The organism is Streptococcus sp. 21.1, assembly GCF_016648635.1.
Classification (GTDB): domain Bacteria; phylum Bacillota; class Bacilli; order Lactobacillales; family Streptococcaceae; genus Streptococcus.
Map to the genome: position 1 here is coordinate 272,873 of NZ_JACLQL010000001.1, position 20,880 is coordinate 293,752.

Here is a 20,880-nt window from a genome sequence, read left to right on the forward strand (position 1 = left end):
GTTTGGTTGTCGATAGTCAATTTTCCTGTTACTTGAGATTCAGGGACTGTAGCTGTAGTTTCGGTAATATAAGTTCGTTTACCATCCAACATATAGTAAAGATGGACAGAATAGGTACCAGCATCGCTCTTGTGACTGGCTTTATCTACATGAACCTTGTAGCTACCGTCTGATTGTTTATCAGCATGATACCAAGTGAGGTCATCTTGACCATCTTTATCTGACCAAATTGGAACACGCACTTCTTGGACTGCCTTGCCACCACCTGAAACATTAGTTACGACAACATCAAAGCCATTAGACGTTTGGTTGGTAATCGTCAATTTTCCTGTTACTTGAGATTCAGGGACTGTAGCTGTAGTTTCGGTAATATAAGTTCGCTTACCATCCAACATGTAGTAAAGATGGACAGAATAGGTACCAGCATCGCCCTTGTGGCTGGCTTTATCTACATGAACCTTGTAGCTACCGTCTGATTGTTTATCGGCATGATACCAAGTGAGGTCATCTTGACCATTTTTATCTGACCAGATTGGGACACGGACTTCCCGAACTGTCTTGCCACCACCTGAAACATTGGTTACGACAACATCAAAGCCATTAGAGGTTTGGTTATTGATGGTAAGGTTACCAGAAACACGGTTTTCTTGTGGTTTAGACTCAGTAGCTTTCAAGGTCGCAATATCCACATAACGACGTGTACCACTGTAACTGATGTAAGAAATCCATTGATGGTTATCCGCAGTCAAGACCTTGTCATAGTTCACTTTGTAGCCTTTTTCCAAGGTATAAAGCGTTTCTGCAGAAGCCTTAGGTTCGTTTTTAACATTCAAGCTACGTGTCACATTATAAGTACCGCTTGCTGGAAGCTTTTCAGCACCAGTAGTTTCTGGTTTTGCTTGATTAGTCTCTGTTGGTTTAACAGTTGGTGTTTCAGCTTTGGCAGGTGTCAAAGTCGCAATATCTGCATAATAGCGAACATAGTCATAACCAAGGTAAGAAATCCATTGGTGATTATCCGCAGTCAAAACTTTGTCATAGATAACATGGTCACCCTTACTGAAAACAAAAGTAGATTTGAGGTCTGCTTTTGGTTCTTTCTTAATATCTGTGTCACGTGTAAAGTAGAAAGTTCCTGTCGCTGGGATGTTCAAAGCACCTGTTGTGGCTTGAGTGCCATTAGAAGGCTTACCATCCCCATTACCACTATTACCGTTACCACTACCAGCTGCCACTGGTTTCACTGGCGCATAACGACGCACGCCAGAGTATGATTTGTAGCTAATCCATTGATAGCCGTCAGCCGTCACGACTTGATCGTAAAGGACGCTGTCTCCTGGATTTACATAAAATTCAGCCTTGGCAGACACCTTGGGTTGATTCTTAATCTCTGTACGTTCCTTGTAGACATAAGTTCCTTGACTTGGAAGGTCGCTGTCTGTAGTTGTAGCTGGTTGGCTCACCAAACTAGTATTGACAGCTGCTCTCACCATACTAGATACATCAAGATTAGCATCTTTTTCAGCTAAATTTGTGCGATTTTCCACAGCTGAAGGGGCAACTGCAGTTTCAGATGCTTTATCAGCTGTTTGTGAAGCACTCATTTCACTTCTAGCTTCGCTAGTAGCAACTTCACTGGCTGTTTGACTCGTTGTTGAGGTTTCGCTAGCTTTCTCACTTGATGCCACTCCATTAGTTGCTACGCCACTGAAAATATCAGCCGCTGTTACGGCATCACTATCTGAAGTCGCACGCAAAGTGGCATCTGAGGTCGTTGCAGCTTCATGGTGTTCGTCAGCCAAAGCTTGACCCGCAAAGACCAAACTAGCTCCTAAAAGAACTGACGCAGCCCCAAAAGAATATTTACGAATTGAAAAACGTTGTTGTTCGTGTAAAAATTTTTCTCGTTTCATATTATTATTTCTCTCTATCGAATTAATATTACTGGTTGATTGTAACACTCAGTGACAAATATTACAAGTATTTTACAGAATATTACTAAATATTTCTCACTTGTCCATTAGTATACCAAATTTATTTGACTTGTACACATCTAAATCATAAACTGTCCATTTTTTGTCATAATCGAAAGCCGAAGCAAGCCATACTTATTTATTCGTAATTTTGTTAGGAAAAGTGGAAAAAATATAAAAAACACCACCCTCAAAAGAGAGTGATGTTACAACTCTTAAGAAATATCCACATAGCGTCTTGCACCGCTATAGGTTACATAAGACAACCAGGTATGGCCATCGGCTGTAAGGACCTTGTCATAGCGAACAGACATGCCTTTATCATAGTAGGCTAACTCTGGACTAGCAACACTTGGTTGAGCTTTGATAGAGCTAGGTTTGGTAAAGGTATAAGTGCCAGTTGCAGCTAGGCTTGGACTTGCTGGTTGAGCAACTGCTGTTGCCTTACCATCAATGGCAATGTAACGGCGGTTGCCTCCATGACTAACATAAGAGAGCCATGTGTGACCATCTGCAGTCACCAATCTGTCATAGTTAACGGACATACCAGCATCATAGTAAGCCAACTCTGGACTCGCTACACTTGGTTCTGCTTTAATGCTAGAGCGTTCCTTGAAAGTATAAGTACCAGATGATGGTGTGCTTGGTTGAACAGGTTGTTCTACAGGTTTAGTCACACTCGTTGGTGCGATAGCCACATAGAAACGATGTCCTGAATAGCTGAGATAAGAAAGCCATGTATAGCCGTCATTATTGACAACCTTGTCATAGTTGACTGACATGCCTGAATCGTAGTAGCTAACATCTGGGTTGGCTACCAAAGGTTGAGTCTTGATGCCAGTACGAGCGGTAAAGGTATATGAACCTGAAGCTGGAAGGTTGTGGCGGGTTGCATTTTGAACTGGAACAGTTGTGCTAGTGCCTCCGATACCTACCATCTTACCGTCTTGGACATAGTAGAGATGGACGATGTATTCGCCTGCTTCGGCCTTATGGTCACTAACATTGATACGAACCTTGTAGCTACCATCACTTTGTCTGCTAGCTTGGTGCCATACAAGATCGTCTTGGCCGTCTTTAGCTGTCCAAACTGGAACACTTACGCCTTGGATAGCCTTGTCACCACCAGAAACATTAGTGATATGAACGTCAAAACCGAGGTTAGAGAGGTTTTCAATATTGATAGTACCGCTTGGTTTGCTTTCTTGTTGAGCAAGTTTAGCCACAGCTACATAACGTCGGTTGCCATTGTAGCTGAGGTAAGAAAGCCATTGGTAACCATCACCACTGACAATCTTGTCGTAGTTGACTGACATACCAGCATCGTAGTAGGCTAACTCTGGACTTGCCACACGAGGTTCTGCCTTAATGCTAGAGCGTTCTTTGAAGGTGTAAGTTCCTGCATCAGGAAGGCTATAGCTAGTAGTTGTATGAGTTTCTTCAACCTTAGCAGGAACTGTGTAAGTTGTGCCGCCCACACCAACTAATTTACCATTAGTTTCAACATAGTAAAGATGAACATTGTAGAGACCACGTTCATTCTTGTGGTCAGTTAGACTGACGTTAACCTTGTAGTTACCATTGTTAAGACGAGTCGCATTGTACCAGATGATATCATCTTGACCATTCTTTTCAGACCAGATTGGTACAGATACCCCAAGGATACCGTTTTGGTCTGAAACATTACTGATAACTACACTAAAGTCACCATTGTCATGACTTTCAATAGCGATATCGCCTCTTGGTTTAGCTACAGCCTCTGCAGCGGCACCTAGGTCAACGTAACGACGAGTACCATTGTAGGACACATAAGAAATCCAACGGTGGTTGTCCGCAAGCAAAGATCTATCATAGTTGACTGACATGCCCGGATCAAAATTGAACTCAGTCTTGGCAGTCAAGCTAGGTTGGTTCTTCACATCTGCAGGTTTAGTGAAGTAATAAGTACCACGTTCAGGGATGACTTCATCTCTAGTTGCTTCAGTGGTGCTATTAGTGTTTTCAGCCTTCAATGCTGCGATATCAGCGTAGTAGCGTTCATAGTCGTAGCCAATGTAAGAAATCCATTGATGATTGTCTCTCTTCAAGACCTTATCATATATAACATGGTCGCCTGCACTAAAGACAAAGGTAGGTTTGATATCCATGATAGGCGCTGTACGAATTTCAGTTGTACGACGGAAATAGAAAGTACCGTTTGATAGAATATCAAGAGAACCATCAGCAGTCACAGGACCATCCACACCAGGTTGAGGAGTATCTACAGCTTCACGGTCAGTAACTCTAGTTTCTGCTACTTCTGAACTTGCTGAACGGTTAGTCTCACTTGCTGCTTCAGAGCTAGCTACTGATGACACTTCAGAACGTGGATTAGCCACTTCTGATTTAGAAACAGAAGCGACAGCAGATGCAGAATGAGCAACCTCTGCCGGTACTTCCAAAGAAGCAGCCTCGCTAGCTACTACACTACTAGCTTCAGAAGAAGCAACTTCACTGCTAGCAAGCTTAGGTCTTGGTGCTTCAGATCTTGAAACTGGTTGATTGAGGACATCGGTAACAGCTTCTGAAGTTGCCTGGTCGATTTGAAGTGGTTCAGAATTATTTACAAAAACTTCATAATCCTTGCTGGAATTTACGCTATTGGCTTGTTCCTGAGCCAAAGCATGTCCACCAAGCATCAAGCTCGCACCAATCAAGACTGATGCAGCTCCAAAAGAATATTTACGTATTGAGTAACGTTGACGTTCCTTAAAAACATATGCCTTTCTCATTTTGATCACTCTCACTTTCTAGGCTGTTTGATAAAAATTGGAACCGTTTTCATATTTCTATTATACCCCTTTGAAATATTTTTTACAATTATTTCAATATTATTACTAAACTTTTTTAAGCATGAAAAAAGAGCTGAAAGTTCAGCTCTTCAATAATGTTTTTACTCTGCCCAGGTATTATAGTCTTGAAGCGAAGCGATATCATGCTCTTGTCCATCCTTTGACTCAGAAGCTGAAAGTTTTGTTCCACTAAGCATATCCGTCTGATCTGGCTTAGCTAGCAAATGAGAAACCTGCTCTAGAGCATCATCTCCAAAGAAGACCAACTCTCCAGAAACTTCCTTGTTCAGAATTGTCATAAGTTCTTTATTGGAACTGATGTTTAATTCCCTAATTCTAAAAGTATTTGGGTCAGACAACTCTAGAAATACTGCATTAGATCTATTCCGAATACGAAGTCCATAATAATCTAATCTTTCATTTAGCGATTTACTAAAATAGTCTCGTTTGTAAATCTGTTTATCATCTTTATCTACTCCACCTTGAATAGCAACTCCCGTCACGAACTTGCCAGTCTCAAAATCAAAGACCCTTCGTCGGCCAATTCTATCACGTTCTCCACCAGAATTAGTAATCAAAGTAGTTACGATAAGATAACTTTTCCCACTGATATCCTTGTCAAGATCCAGATCACTAACATATTCTTCAGGAAAATCCTTTCGTAAGATTTTCAAGACATCCCATTTTTTGTAAATCTTCTTGGTGTTAAAAGGGTTATAAATCATCACCTTGTAGTAATCCTTATCAGTGATGTCATAGTTATCCCTAATATCTTCACCCCTATGGTAGTATTCATCAAATAGTATCAGATAATCTTTAGTCAAGGCGACATAATTTTGATTTTCAGGAAGATACAGTACATTGTCCTGAACCGTTCGAATATCTCGAAGAGGAGTGGATCTCTTAATGGTTTCAATTTTATGTGAATATGACTCTATGGGTTTGTGCCTATAAGCAAGATAGAAGCCAAGTAATGCTCCTAGAAGAATAATCACGATTCTCACTTTATCTTTGAAAAGCTCTTTAATTAAAGCCATCTACTCTTCCTCCCTTGGGATTATTACTGTTATGGCCTTACCATTTTGAACAAAAGACATACTATTAGACACTGCCTGTGTTCTCGGACCTTCAAATTCGTTAATGCCATATTTTTCTTTCGCTTGATTACTTGGAGTTGTACCTAAAAGATAACCCCTTTGTACCATATCTGGACTAATGTTAAACGATTCATTATCAATAGCATCCCTAGGTACATCAAGAATGGAATACAGACCAACAGGTGCTCCTTCATTAATAATACGGTTGAAAGCATCTTTACCCTCTTTCATCGCATTTTCAAAGGGATTTGATTGAAGCAATTCAAAAATACTCTCTTGCATAAATAAGATTTGTTTGGGTTCTTGGTTCGCATTTGCAGTATCAATACGTTCTATATAGGGGCTGTAGTCACTCCTATAGTATTGCTCATAATACAATTCCTTAACGACCTCATTCTCCTTAAAACCAGCTCTCCAATTTTGAATTAGTTCGATACTTTTCTTTAGTTTACTTGTTTCAGAACCTATACTATAAGTATAAAAACTATATAAAGGCCCTGAAGCTAAATCGTAAATTACGAGACTATTATCTAAGGCGTTAACACCAATCGGAAGCAAGGTTGAATTCGGATCATATAAAATGGCTTGAACATCCTCTCAAGATTTAAACTCTTTTCTTGTCAAGCTGACGTTTCGATATATCCATCTGTCAAAATCCTGAAAATTTGACAAGAGGTGTTCTTGTCCATCAATTGTTGTATCTGCTTTAGCTACCAAGCCGTCTACAAAACTAGTCTTACCATCTTCTTTGTATAAATCCAAAAGACTTTGGGTCTTTGCCTGATCATTACAAAAACTATCTGTAACTACCAATTGATAACTATCATTTTTAGCCATCTCTAGAAGTTTAGAATTTTGGTCATAAATCGTTCTCGATGTACCATCAAAAGCCCCAACACTAATAGCAACACGTCCCGAATCTAAAGTATGAACATTAGATAAAAGATTATTACCAAGATTATTGATAATCCCAATAGTCTGAGGTAAATAGCCTTTTACACTTTGTTCCTGTTTTGGGATAGTATCTTTTGGGATAGTATCGATATCATAAAGACTAGTGTCTGAAAAATTGCTTACTTGCTTTAATGTTTTATCATCTTTTGAAACCTCAAAAGTATAAGCAGGCTCACGATTTTGCCCTACCTTTGTGCCTTCAAAAGTAACAAGAACATAGGCTTTCTGATTCTCTTCATAAAGCTTTGCTTTAAGATTTCTAATCTCTTTACCTTTCTTTAACTCCGGTACAAACTTAAAAAGGTCTACCTCAATCGGTTGATTACTAGTGTCATTAACATCATATATAGATAGACGATAATATTGATTATCCTTTTGAGATGTTTTCTCTGTGTTTTTAAAAGAATCATGATAACGATAGTTTTGAGACATCATATAGTTATCGGAATATTGGATATTGCCAGTTGATTGGACAGCTAGAACATCAGGATCTGTTAATTTCACATAGGCATCAACCGAACTGAAACCTGTCACATAAGCATAACCATTTAAATAGCGGTCAGTTTGTTGATTATAAGAATTTTGCCACTCAATATACATCAGTGAAAAACAAAACGAGAAAAAGACTGTAATTATGAATATAAGCACATCGTTAAAATCCCTAACATTTTTATCTTCCATAATCCCCCAAAAAATGTGAATCTATTAAAAAAGATAGGATTTTCATCCTATCTTTTCAAGTTACTTTTATTGTATCACATCTTAAAGCTGTTCTGCTACTGCTGAAAGAAGATCTTGGATACCATTGGCATCGCTACCACCGGCCATGGCCATATCTGGTTTACCACCACCACGACCTGATACGATTGGTGCGAGAACCTTGATAACATTACCTGCGTGAACATCTTTAGACTTGCTTGCTACAAGAACATTAACTTTTTCGCCAATGTGAGCTGCAAGGACAAGGACATCAGAGTAGTCTGCTTGTTTCCATTGGTCAGCAAAGGTACGAAGAGCACCTGCGTCAGAAACTTCCACTTGGCTAGCAATGTAACGAACACCGTTAGCTTCTTTAACGTCTTTGAAGACATCACCAGCTGCTGCAGCTGCTGCTTTTTCTTTAAGCGCAGCATTTTCTTTTTGAAGGGCATGCAATTGCTCTTGAAGGCTAGCAACCTTGTTAGGCACTTCTTTCAATTGTGGTGCTTTAAGTGTTGCTGCGATTGCTTTGAGGGCATCTTCTTCTTCACGGTAAGCAAGGTAAGCTTCACGTGATGTCACTGCCAAGATACGGCGTGTTCCTGAACCGATACCCTCTTCTTTGACAATCTTGAACATACCGATTTCAGCAGTGTTGGCAACGTGCGTACCACCACAAAGCTCAACAGAGTAATCACCGATTGAAACGACACGAACATTCTTACCATATTTTTCACCAAAGAGGGCCATAGCTCCCATTGATTTAGCAGTGTCAATGTCTGTTTCAATAGTTGTTACTGGAGTAGCTTTCCAGATTTCTTCGTTAACTTGTTCTTCGATAGCACGTAATTCTTCTGGAGTTACAGCTTCAAAGTGAGTGAAGTCGAAACGCAAGAATTCTTGTTCGTTAAGAGAACCGGCTTGAACAGCATGATCACCGACGATGTTATGAAGGGCAGCGTGCAAGAGGTGAGTCGCTGTGTGGTTCTTCATGACACGGTGACGACGTGTGTGGTCAATTTCAAGTTTGTAGTTAGCTCCTACAACAAGTTCACCTTCAACTTCAACAGTGTGAAGAGCTTGTCCATTTGGTGCACGTTGAACATCAACAACACGCGCAACGACTGTACCAGCTGCATCTGAGATTGTACCGTGGTCCGCTACTTGTCCACCCATTTCAGCGTAGAATGGTGTTTGTTCAAAGACAAGGAGGGTTTGACCAGAGTTAACACTATCGTGACGAGCATCATCAGCAACGATTACGCTCAAACGACTTTCAGCAGTTTCCGCTTCATACAAGAACTCAGATGGTTCAGTGATGTTAGCGAGGGTTTCATTTTGCATACCCATAGAACCACCTTTAACGACGCTAGCACGCGCACGGTCTTGTTGTTCTTTCATGGCAGCTTTGAAACCTTCATGGTCAATCTTGAAGCCTTCATCTTCAGCCAACTCTTCTGTCAATTCCACTGGGAATCCATAAGTATCGTAAAGTTTAAAGATGTCTTTACCTTCAAGCGTATCTTTACCAGATTTCTTAAGGTTAGCAAGAAGCTCGTCAAGCATGCTTGAACCTGCATCGATGGTACGTGCAAAGGTTTCTTCTTCACGTTTAACAATCTTCTCGATAAAATCCTTCTTCTCAAGAACTTCTGGGTAATAGCTTTCCATAATTTGACCAACAGTTGGAACAAGTTTGTACAAGAAAGCGTCAGAAATGCCGAGACGACGACCATGCATTACAGCACGACGGAGAAGACGACGAAGGACATAACCACGACCTTCATTACCTGGAAGAGCACCATCACCGATGGCAAATGCCAATGAACGAATGTGGTCAGCAATAACCTTGAAGCTCATTGTGTCACCATCTGGATCGTAAGTTTTACCAGACATTTTTTCGATTTCACGAATAATAGGCATGAAGAGGTCTGTTTCAAAGTTTGTTTTAGCCCCTTGCATTACGGCTACAAGACGTTCAAGACCTGCGCCCGTATCAATGTTTTTATTAGGAAGTTCCTTGTATTCTGAACGTGGAACTGCTGGGTCTGCGTTGAATTGTGACAAAACGATGTTCCAAATTTCAATGTAACGATCGTTTTCAATATCTTCTTCAAGCAAACGGATACCAATATTATCAGGGTCAAAGTCTTCGCCACGGTCAAAGAAGATTTCAGTATCTGGTCCTGAAGGTCCAGCACCGATTTCCCAGAAGTTATCTTCAATTGGAATCAAATGACTTGGTTCAACACCGCAGGCAATCCAACGGTTGTATGAATCTTTATCATCTGGATAGTAAGTCATGTAAAGTTTGTCTTTTGGAAAATCAAACCACTCTGGGCTTGTCAAAAGCTCATAACCCCACTCAATAGCTTCATCACGGAAGTAGTCACCAACTGAAAAGTTACCAAGCATTTCAAACATAGTGTGGTGACGAGCTGTCTTACCAACGTTTTCGATATCGTTGGTACGGATAGCTTTTTGTGAGTTGGTAATACGTGGATTTTCAGGAATCACAGAGCCATCAAAGTATTTTTTCAAAGTGGCAACCCCTGAGTTAATCCAAAGAAGGGTTGGGTCGTTAACTGGAACCAAGTTAGCTGATGGTTCAACAGCGTGACCTTTTGATTTCCAGAAATCAAGCCACATTTGACGAATTTGTGCTGAAGTAAGTTGTTTCATTGTTTCTCCTTAATCATTTGTTTCTTATTTTGAGCTATTCTCGAGCATTTCCACATAGTCAATAGCGACACATAGGGAAATGGCTAAATCGGCATAAGTATTTTCATAAACGGTAACAGTATAGGTCGATGTTAGATGGAAGAGTTCCTTTTGAATCCTAGCAACTACCTGATCTTGACTATTAAGCAGTTGAAAATCCAGGTCCCAAATATTCCCCTCTATTCGCAAGCCAAGATTATCGACATCATACTTATCACGAAGAAAGGTTAATTTTTTACGAATGTAAAAACTCGAACCATCCTGTAAATCCACCGTAAATTTAGGTAAGAGACTAATAGGCTCCTTGGTGATATGGCTAACCTCACGACCAGCCTCATCAAAAATCGTAAAGGTCTTTGGAATCTTAAAAAAGGACCCTTCTACCTGATAGGCAACTCGACCTTGATCATCCTTGATATCAAATCGTTCACCGCCCAATCGAAACTTCTGTTTGACAAAATAGGTTTTCATACGCCACCTCCAATAATGTCATACATTCATTCAAAAAATACTAAAAGAATAAAAGACAAGACCACTAAACGAAGGGCGACGTGAACCGCGGTACCACCTTCATTCAATGAACTTGTCATTCTTATTTGTCTTTAATTGTGAACTTTGAGTAGCAAGTAACCAGATTCGTCCATGGCTCGCAACGACCGCCATTTTTCTGTATCAGAAGCAATGATTACCAATCTCAAAGGGAAGGCTAAAAATGTCATGATATTAGAACTTTTAGCCACTCTTAATTTTAACGTGTTTTAGGTCTTAGGTCAAGCTGATAATAGCATTATCAACTCTATCTTGTGATTTATTTGCTAGAGCTTGATGATGAACTTGATGAAGCCCCAGAACCAGTCACATACTGGTCAAGAATTGCGCTGAAGGCCTTGTCTACAACTTTAACATTGTATTTTTTAAGGACCTTAGCAATCACTGAGTTAGTGAAGTTAGTATCAGCTTTCTTACCATTGATGATAACCTTAGTCAAATCATCCTTATAGTTTTTCCAATCTGCATTTTTCTCAGATTTTGAAACAGTTTTGACGATATAGTAAGTTGCAGCACCAGTTGAACTATTTGAAACAGTCACTACGTCAGAAACGGCATTAGCATCTTGTTTGAAGGCTGCTGTCAAAACATCTGTCGGGAAGTCTTGAGAAGCTGAGTTAACTGTCTTAGAAGTCACTTCCAAGCTGTTATCTTTAGCAACTTGTGAGAAGTCTGCTCCTTCTGCTTTAGCTTCAGAGTCTACCTTATCTGCCACTGCTTTATCAGTAGTTGAAACTACTTGTACCTCTGTATTTGGTGTGTAGTTATCATAGGCAGCCTTGTAATTTGCTTCCGTCAAATCTTTTTGTGCGGCTTGGTTAACAGCGTACTCAACCAATTTTTGTGTACGGATTTGAGTACGGTATGACTCTTCTGTTTGACCATAGGCTGCTAGTACTTGTGAGAATTGATCTCCGTATTGTTCTGAAGCTTGCTTATAAGCTTTGTCTACGTCTTCTTTGCTGACTTTGCTACCATATTCTTTTTCAAGAGCCTTTTGCAAAGTTGCACTCAAAACACTTTGTTGTGTTTGGCTGCTACCTTTAAGTGAATCAAAGACATCACCGACAGTAACAGTATCACCTTTCATAGATACCAAAGTTGTTTCTTCAGTCGTTTTGTTCCCTAGAGAAACGTACATAGCACCAGCACCAACAAGGGCTGAAACAGCTACAAGGGCAAGACCTCCGAGGAAGCGACCACCTGAACTTGGTTTACCAGCATCACGTGTTTTCTTAGTTTTAGCACGTTTAGCTTTTTCTTTCGCCTTTTCACTAGCGAGGGCGATGCTTTCCTCTTCTTCTTTTTGACGATCAAGTTGCTCTTGTTCTGCGTCTTTGTCTGCTACAACCTCTTCAACAGTTTCTTCTGTTGACTCAAGGTTTTCATTTTCTTTAGCCATTCTATCTACTCCTTAAATTGTCAATATCTTTGTTATTATACCACACTTACTTAAATAATGCTTAATCTGGCAAGATAATATTTTCAGAATTTTTCCGAAGCATAAGAAGTCCGTCACTCATAGGTACCAAACTAGCAGTCAAACCAGGGTTATCTAAGGTCGCATCAAAAAGGCGATGCAAACCACGGTAAATCGTACGCTGACCACGACGAACCTCCATAATGTCTTTGGCAATATCTCCACCTTGGAAAATATCATCAAAGACTATGACACCACCAACCTTAAGACGTTTTAAGATTTCAGGCAGAAAGACAATATATTTAGACTTTGCTGAGTCCATAAAGACAAAATCATAATCAGTGTCCAAATCTTGCAAAACTTCTGCTGCATCTCCTTCGACCAAGGTGATTTGTTTGCGGCTGTCAAACTTGGCTAGATTTTCCTTGGCAAAACCAATCATTTCTTCATTACGATCAACAGTCGTAATCTGAGCATCAGGCGCATATTCAGCCATAAGAAGGGCTGAAAAACCAATAGCCGTTCCTACCTCGAGTATTTTCTTAGGCTGCAAGGTCTGTAACAAAAATCGGAAATAAGCAACAACTTCGTGCTGGATAATTGGAATATTTTCCTTACGAGCAAAGGCCTCCAGTTCAGCCAAATGCCCTTTATTTTCCTGAAGATGCGTTCGCATGTAGTCCACAATATCCTTGTTGACTACAGGACGTCGCATGTTGTGATTTGCGTTTTTACTATATGATTTAACCATGTGTTTTATTATATAAAAAATCCCTAGCGAGTGCTAGAGATTTTTCTTATCTATAAATCAAATCGTCATCATTAGGCTACTTGACGTAACCCCCTCTTTTTCAAGAGGTAAGCAATGACCAAAGCCACCACGTAAAGAGCGATGAAAACAAGCAAGGTCATCTGGTATGATTTTGTCAATTCGTAGGTTACCGACAAGAGCATTGGCCCCACTAAGGCCGCCATCGCCCAGGCAGTCAAAATATAACCATGAAGGGTAGCCAACTCCTTTGCCCCAAAGATATCGCTAAGGTAGGGAGGAATCAAGGAGAATCCTGCCCCGTAGCAAGTCATCAGAACAGCCATCGCAACCACAAAGACAAGTGGCACTTGTAGGACAATTAGGAGGACGGCCATAACAATATTAACCACAAAGAGGAGAATAAAGGTCTTCGGACGCCCAATATAATCCGACAAGCCTGCCCACAGAAGGCGACCAAAACCATTAAAGATTCCCATAACACCTACAACAACCGCCGCTGATTCCGCTGACATCCCAACCATATCTTGAGCCATTGGAGAAATAGCAGAGACAAGGGCTAAGCCACAAGAAATATTGATAAACAGAATAAGCCATAACCAGTAGAAAGTTGATGATTTCAGAGCCTCATTAGCCGTAACTCCCTTGCTCAAATCAGCAGCCTGACGGTTTGGACTCTTGTCAGCCAACAGTTGTGCTTCCTCTACACTTGGTCGTTTAATGAATTGTGAGACAAATAGCATAACAACAAAATAAACGACTCCCAAAATATAAAAGGTCTGCTCAACACCACGTGCCTGAATCAGATATTGAGCAATGGGACTAGTTAGCAGCGAGGCAAAGCCAAAGCCCATAATGGCAAGGCCAGTCGCAAGTCCACGCTTATCAGGAAACCACTTAATAATAGTTGAAACAGGTGTAATATAACCCACACCCAGTCCTAGACCACCAAGAATACCATAACCAAGATAAAGCATCCACAGCTCTCCATGAGCAATGGCAACTCCTGTCAGAATATTTCCCCCAGCATAGAGAACAGCCGACATACTTCCAGTCACCCTAGGACCAAATTTTTCAACCAGACGCCCCATGAAAGCTGCAGAGAGTCCTAGACAAAAGATGGCCAACGAAAAGGCAAAAGAAACTGAAGATTGATCCCAGCCAGTCTGGGCCATAATAGGATTACGATAGATACTCCAAGCATAGGTAGACCCCAACATGAGATGGAGTAAGACACCACATGTTGCTACAAGATAACGATTGGTTGTTTTCACAAAAACCTACTTTCTATTTCTGAACATTGTTCACTTATCAACTATAAAACGTTAGGTTTTTAGTCTATCATGAATATAAACTAGGGGCTATAAATATGCTCATCCATATATTTCCATATCAATTAGAACTTATATTCTAGTAAATGTTCGTTTTTAAACATAAAAAGAATCATCCTGATTCAGAATGATTCTCTCTTATAGTGACTTCTTTTTAAGAAAGGTGAACACCTTTTTCAACCAAGTCTTCCAATTCAACGAGACGGTCTTCAAAAACTTTGAAGGCAGCATCCAAGTAGTCGGTATTGGTCATATCAACACCAGCTTTCTTGATGACTTCCAAAGGATAGTCTGAGCTTCCCGCCTTAAGGTAAGTAAGGTAAGCTTCCTTATCTTCTTCAGTACCATGAACAATTTTTTCAGCCAAGTAGCTTGCTGCCGCAAACCCTGTAGCATATTGGTAGACATAGTAATTCATGTAGAAATGCGGAATACGTTCCCACTCAAACTGAATTTCGTAGTTATCTTCAGCTTTGAGGTTATAGTATTTCTCATTGAGGTCTGCGTAAAGCTTATTCATGAAGTCCGCTGTCAAGATTTGACCAGATGCATCTGCCTCATGGATAGCATGCTCAAACTCAGCAAATTGTGTTTGACGGAAGACAGTTCCTTTGAATCCATCCAAATAGTGGTTAAGAATAGCAAAACGTGTCTTGTCATCTTTGACCTCTTTAAGAAGCGTTTCTGTCAAGATATTTTCATTGGTTGTAGACGCAATTTCCGCCAAGAAGATTGGGTAATCTCCGTAAACATATGGTTGAGTCTGACGTGTGAAAGTTGAATGCAAACTATGACCAGTCTCGTGAACCAAGGTAAAGAGATTGTCCAAAGTATCTTGCCAGTTCAAAAGCATGAAAGCATTGGTATCATAGGCACCACCTGAGTAGGCACCTGAACGTTTTCCTTTGTTAGGGTGAACGTCAATCCAACGTTCCGTAAAGGCTGCATGAACCCCTTTACTATACTCTTCACCAAAGATTGCCAAGACTTCTTCTGCTTTCTTGAGGGATTCTTCATAAGTAAGAGCAGTTTCAGTCTCAGAAAGTGGTGTATAGACGTCATACATCTTAAGCTCATCAAGCCCCAAGACCTTCTTACGCAAATCAAGGTAACGGTGCAAAAGTGGCAAATGCTTGTTCACTGATTCCAAGAGTGAGTCATAAACACTCTCTGGAATAAAGTTAGCCGCAAGTGCTGCATGACGTGCTGAATTATAGTGACGAACTTTGGCTTGGTAATTGTGAACCTTGACAACGCCTTGTAGTGTTTGTGCATAAGTATGTTGAAACTGCTCGTAAGTCCCATACATCGCTTCATAAGCTCCCTTACGAATGTCACGGTCCTTAGATTCCATGAGAGTGATAAAGTTACCATGCGTCAACTCAACCACATCCCCTTGGCCATCTGATACCCATGGGAAGAGGATATCAGCATTATCCAAGACATTGAAGGTATCCGTTGGACCGTTGAAGATATCACCTGCTGCTGCCAAGAGCTCCTCAGCTTCTTGAGAAAGAACGTGGTCCTTGTTTGCCAAAAGGCGTTCGAAATAGTGGTCATAAAGTCCAAGACCTGGCTCTTGTTCTTTAAACTCAGCTAATTTCTTATCATCCAAGGCCATAAATTCAGGCTCAAAGTATGCAAAGGCTTCACTCAACTGTGAGTAAAGGTTTGAGGCCTTAGCTTGGTACTCTTGGTAAAGCCCTACTGTTGTGTCTTGGTCATTTTTCATTGACGCATAGACATAGATTTTCTCCAAGCGACGCATAAGGCTCATATAAAGTTCTGTTGCCTCAAGCAAGTTCTTAGCAGAATCTAAGAGATGACCTGCATAAGCACTAGCCTTCTTCAAATCCTGAACAGTGCTTTCATATTCAGTCTCCCAATCTGCATCTGTCGCAAAAATGGTCGTCAAATCCCATGTGTATTTCTCTTCTAAATGAGCACGATTGTCTGACATAATATTCTCCTTAATTGTATCTATTCTTTACTATTTTAGCATAAAAGGTGGGAGAGTAGAGAGTTTGTCGATAAGAAAAATGCCTTTTTCGATAATATTGCATAAAAAGCTTTTCAAAACCTTCAAGTGACTGTCTAATTTGTACAAAACCCTGCTTAGATTCTGGAAATCTCACTTGTGGAAAAAAATCCTGATCAGACAGGCATAACAAATTCATTCCCTTAAGATAGGCTTTTTCCTGCCTTCTCATCCACCTTGGATTTTTCCCAATTAATTCTCGTTGAATCACATGTGAGACCTTCTTTCGCTGAGTTACTTGATAAGTCTCAACCTGCTCTGCTTGATAAGGAAAACGTAAAACTGTCATGAGATTTTCGGTTAACGGCCAAGCCTTAGTTAAATAATAGACTTTCCCAAAAATATCCTCATAGATGAGATACTTAAGTCTAATTTCCTCACGCTTCCAATCAAGCTCCCATAGGTGAAATCCTATCTTAGCCGTAAAATAGAGAAAGTCCCGCTGTAGGTCTGTTAAACGTCCATTCAACCAGAGTTCCTCACCCAAAAGCCAACGCACTTCGTAACCTGCTTGGTGATAGGCACATGTCCTCTCTCTCAAACGTTGCTGGGATAACCGAGAACACTGAACTTCTAGAGCCAGGGAATCGCCAACAAATAAATCTGCAATTTGCCCCATCTCAGACAAAACTTTTTCAATACTTACTTTTTCACCATGATTAACCAAAGATTTATACAAAGCTGCCTTAAGGGATAAATGTTGGGCCGATTCATTCTCCGAGAAGAACTGACAATCTTGCAAAGACTTATGAGCAAAATGTGGACACATTACCTGGCCATGTCTCAGAAGAACAACTCCCTGGCAACCAGGACAGCTATAGGATTCCTTACGTTGCAAACTGGTTTCTAGAGCTGAAACGAGCTTCCCCTCCTGATTTCTTGCAATTAACATGACTCTCTCCTTCGTGCACTCTCTTACTTATTCGTAAAAGAATTCACAAAATAAAAAAACATCTAGATTACTCTAGATGCGTCCCCCATTCAAACTGAAACTTGCTCCCTGCTGTATGGAAACTTAGGTTTATAGGTGTATTGCTTACCTTGGGATACAAGTGCCGCTCAGTCCATTTGATCTCTTTTCAACAATCTCAATTCTTCAAGGAAAATCCCCCAATTTTCCTAGGAATCAGGATTTTGAAAACAGTTTCTATCCCACATAACCATTAAAAATAGCTATTGTAGCATAGACAGATGCTCTCACAAACATCTGGTCAAATTCCGTCACTGAAGCATCATCCCAATATGCTTATCACCCTTTTGTTCCGCAATCCCACTAAAAACTTAATCCTTGAGTTGATAATGAGATAAAACAATTTTAGACTTTTACAAGTTAAAGTCTTTATTTACTAACATTGAACCACCATTTCCCTAGGTGCAGTTCAATACCAACAAACGCAAAACCGTGTTGGTCCAAAATGGTTTCTAGTTAAGAGTATCTTGTGATTGATAGTCAGTCAATCTGAAGAACTTTCCCTCTAGCTTCTTTACGCAGCACGTCATACTGCTTACAAGATACTATTTCCTAGAAGAGTATTGGCTAAAAACGCCACTCTCAAAACATACCACCTATCAGTCATTAGGTTTAGTCCACCTTCTGATAGGTATATTAGCAGTTACTGCTTTATTTTCTTTCCCTCTTCGCTTTTGACGATTAGTCTCTACCGATTCTGCTGTTTTTGAATCTGTCGTTTGCTCTACACGGATTAAAAATGCCGCTAGCTCCCGCTACGATGATGCTGATGTTTAAAATCGATTAATCTAATTTTTTGCTGTTTAAATCTTCTCTTTTTTAAATCATCACAATGAAACATTGGAATTTGATAACTTAGAATTCCAGATTCTAAGCTAGTCCTTTTTGACTAGGGAGTCACCCTACCAAAAAAACAAACTCTTCCTAACACAATCTATTATACTGTATTATAATTTTTTGTCAATTAATTTATTTCATATTTTTTGAAAATAATATTTACACCCTTATTTTACACATAGTTAACTATAGAGAAAAGCTCATAATATAGGCCTTAGTTGCGATTTTGAAAAATTAGAAAATGTATGTCTATTTTTCTTTTTTCAGTCTAAATCAAGTAATTTTAGGAAATGTCAGAAAATTTCATCTTTATTATTTCTGGTTAACTTGATTTTTCCAAACTAAAAAAACTAGGAAATTTTCCTAGCTTTTTTATGTATTATCTTAGTGTTTACGTTTGTAAGTTGAGATACCGAACAAGGCTAAAGCTGATGTCACCATAGCTGCACCTGCTGCTGCAGAAGCTGCTGTTGATTTTTCACCAGTAGCTGGAAGAGCTGGAGCTTCTTCTTTTACAGGTACTGATGTTGGTGTTACAGGTTTACCTGGTGTAGGTTCTGTTGGAGTTGTTGGTACTTGAGGTTTTGGTTTCTCAGTTGTTTCTTCAACAGATACAAAGTTTTTGTGGTAAGTAACTTTTGCTGAAACAGTGTTTGGAAGAACTGGTTTGTTTGGTTCTTCTGGCAATTCAGGAACAACTACTGTTGAGTTAGTTGCGAACCAGTAAGCAGTTGGAACGTTAAGGTTATTTCCGCTTACGATGAAGTCCATTGGTTCACCCTTGAAGATTGTTGCAGCAGCACCATAGTAGGCATTCTTCGTACGAGGTGTTCCGTCTGGGTTAATCGCATCCCAACCTTCATCTGTAACTTCACCAGTTGTTGGATCAATTGTTGGGTCACTGTTAAAGCGTGAACCGTTAGCCACAAATTCGTTATCATTTGTTGCATAAGCATAACCATCTTCATGTAAAGTGATAGATGAACCAGGAATTTGAACGTATTCATTACCATTCAAACCAACTTTTTCAATGTGGTTTCCAAGCTCAGTGTTCCAGTGGTTAAGTGATGAGATACTCAAAACTGATCCGTTCTTAGACAAATCAAGTGGTGTCACTGATGACTCAGAATCAAAGAAGTTCAAGTTCATCTTAACGTGAAGTTTTTTGTTAGTGTCGTCAGTTTGTGAACCAATGAAAAGTGTCTTAGTTGGATCGTGGTACAACTTAACAATGGCTGAACCATCTGTACTTGGTGTTTCTACCAAAGTGTAAGTTGCAACGATTTTCTTAACTGGAGTACCATTGAATGATGTTCCGTTTAGATTGTTGTATGTTACAGTCAACGTTTGACCTGTAGCCATTTTCAACCATACATCTTCAGTATATTCACCATCAGCATTGATAGTGTACTGTGTACCGTTAGCTGCACTGAAGTCACTTGGAATGTAACGAGATGTGTTGAACTGTTCAAGGATTTCATCTACTGAGTGACCTGATTGGATTGTTTTATCCAAGTAGTCAACTGAACCTGCTGAGTTTTCAACAGTCATAGTAGAATTAGATTCTGTTTTATAAATCAAGCCAGTGGCATTTTCAGCCAAGCCCTTTGTCAAAAGACGAGCTGTTGTTCCACCAGTATATTCCTTGTATGATTTTTCCCAAGCAGCATAAGCAAGAACGTCTTGGTAGTATTTGTCCAATTGTGTTTTGTAATCTGCAAGTTTTTGATTATATTCTGAAACCGCAGTTGTCAAAGCTGTTGTTTGAACTTTGTTGTCATTGTTAGCAGCTTCGACGCTAGTGTGTTTCACACCTGCTTCTTCTGTAGCTGTGAATCCTCCTGTTGCAACAACATTTGCTTTAGCAGATGTAAGAGCTGCATCAGCTTCTTCACGAGTCAATTTATTTTCAGAAACAATTGTATTTGAAGCTTCTTGAGCATCTTTAGCTGCTTGATCTTGAACAGCTTTAACATCAGCAGAATCTTTTGATGCTGCTGCAGTCGTTGTTGCAGCTTCAACAGCGTTATTGAAGTCAGGATTTGAAACTTCAGCAATAGCTTTAGTTGTTGTTTTTACAGTAGTATCTGTTTCAGTAGTAGTTTTTTCTTCTGTTCCAGGTACTGTAGTGACAACTGCTGCATCACCTGTTGTTTTAACAAGATTAGCACTTGATTCTGCAGTCGTATTTGATACGGTTGCATCAGTATCAGTAGTTGCTGTTACATCTTTAGCTTCATCCGCAGCTGCTACGCTTGTAGCCGCGAGTCCTGCAAGCAATACGCTTGAATACAATGTTGTTTTAAATGGATTGACTTTCATTTACACTTTCTCCTTCTTGGTTAACATTTTATTAACCTATTTTCTTCACCGTTTAATATACTACCGTGATTTTCAAAATTTGGCAATAGTTTTCTGAAAAAAATATTATATATTTGCTACATGTTTTTAAAGTTTGACACACTTTTGTTATAATTTAACCATTTCTTTACAATTAATTGTAATTCGTAAGGGGTTCATAGAGTTTTCACTTATTACTTTCTTACAGCCGTTCATTTTTTTCTCATAAAGGACTGTTTCTAAGATAGCATATGTTTTCTACTATATTCGGGTTATCATGAAGTGACCTCTTCATTACTAAAAACACATAAAAAACACCTTCAAGACCTTGACTTTAAGCGTTTTTCGTAG

General features: G+C 39.8%; 13 protein-coding genes. All 13 read right to left on the minus strand.

Annotated elements, in window-relative coordinates:
• Positions 1-1,913, minus strand: a 1,913-nt coding sequence (locus tag H7U01_RS09965; protein WP_260318061.1) for an SH3 domain-containing protein, incomplete at its 3' end; no start/stop codon positions are given.
• Between the two features lie 275 nt (positions 1,914-2,188).
• Entirely contained in the window at positions 2,189-4,744 is a 2,556-nt protein-coding gene (locus tag H7U01_RS01370; RefSeq protein WP_201040983.1) for an SH3 domain-containing protein, read from the minus strand.
• Positions 4,745-4,905: 161 nt separating this feature from the next.
• Positions 4,906-5,841 carry a hypothetical protein gene (locus H7U01_RS01375; protein WP_080611529.1) on the minus strand — a complete coding sequence of 312 codons (936 nt, stop codon included), beginning with the start codon at positions 5,839-5,841 and terminating at the stop codon, positions 4,906-4,908.
• Positions 5,842-6,459, minus strand: coding sequence for a hypothetical protein (locus H7U01_RS01380; protein WP_201040985.1), 618 nt, complete (start codon positions 6,457-6,459; stop codon positions 5,842-5,844). It lies immediately after the preceding gene.
• A gap of 39 nt (positions 6,460-6,498) precedes the next feature.
• On the minus strand, positions 6,499-7,536 hold the full coding sequence (locus tag H7U01_RS01385) for a hypothetical protein (RefSeq protein ID WP_201040987.1): 1,038 nt from the start codon (positions 7,534-7,536) through the stop codon (positions 6,499-6,501).
• Between the two features lie 81 nt (positions 7,537-7,617).
• Positions 7,618-10,236, minus strand: coding sequence for an alanine--tRNA ligase (gene alaS, locus H7U01_RS01390; RefSeq protein ID WP_175057084.1), 2,619 nt, complete (start codon positions 10,234-10,236; stop codon positions 7,618-7,620).
• Positions 10,237-10,260: 24 nt separating this feature from the next.
• Positions 10,261-10,746, minus strand: coding sequence for an LURP-one-related/scramblase family protein (locus H7U01_RS01395; protein ID WP_037599532.1), 486 nt, complete (start codon positions 10,744-10,746; stop codon positions 10,261-10,263).
• 337 nt (positions 10,747-11,083) lie between these two features.
• Complete coding sequence (locus tag H7U01_RS01400; RefSeq protein ID WP_037599534.1) at positions 11,084-12,226, minus strand: peptidyl-prolyl cis-trans isomerase; 1,143 nt, start codon at positions 12,224-12,226, stop codon at positions 11,084-11,086.
• A 61-nt stretch (positions 12,227-12,287) separates the two neighbouring features.
• Positions 12,288-12,995 carry an O-methyltransferase gene (locus H7U01_RS01405; protein ID WP_037599536.1) on the minus strand — a complete coding sequence of 236 codons (708 nt, stop codon included), beginning with the start codon at positions 12,993-12,995 and terminating at the stop codon, positions 12,288-12,290.
• Between the two features lie 71 nt (positions 12,996-13,066).
• Complete coding sequence (locus tag H7U01_RS01410) at positions 13,067-14,287, minus strand: OFA family MFS transporter (RefSeq protein ID WP_048676292.1); 1,221 nt, start codon at positions 14,285-14,287, stop codon at positions 13,067-13,069.
• A gap of 211 nt (positions 14,288-14,498) precedes the next feature.
• Entirely contained in the window at positions 14,499-16,304 is a 1,806-nt protein-coding gene (pepF, locus tag H7U01_RS01415; RefSeq protein WP_014633984.1) for an oligoendopeptidase F, read from the minus strand.
• A gap of 10 nt (positions 16,305-16,314) precedes the next feature.
• Entirely contained in the window at positions 16,315-17,274 is a 960-nt protein-coding gene (locus H7U01_RS01420; RefSeq protein ID WP_037599542.1) for a competence protein CoiA, read from the minus strand.
• Between the two features lie 1,299 nt (positions 17,275-18,573).
• Positions 18,574-20,511 (minus strand): GbpC/Spa domain-containing protein, encoded by a 1,938-nt coding sequence (locus H7U01_RS01425; RefSeq protein ID WP_201040989.1) that lies wholly within the window; start codon positions 20,509-20,511, stop codon positions 18,574-18,576.
• Positions 20,512-20,880 lie beyond the last annotated feature (369 nt).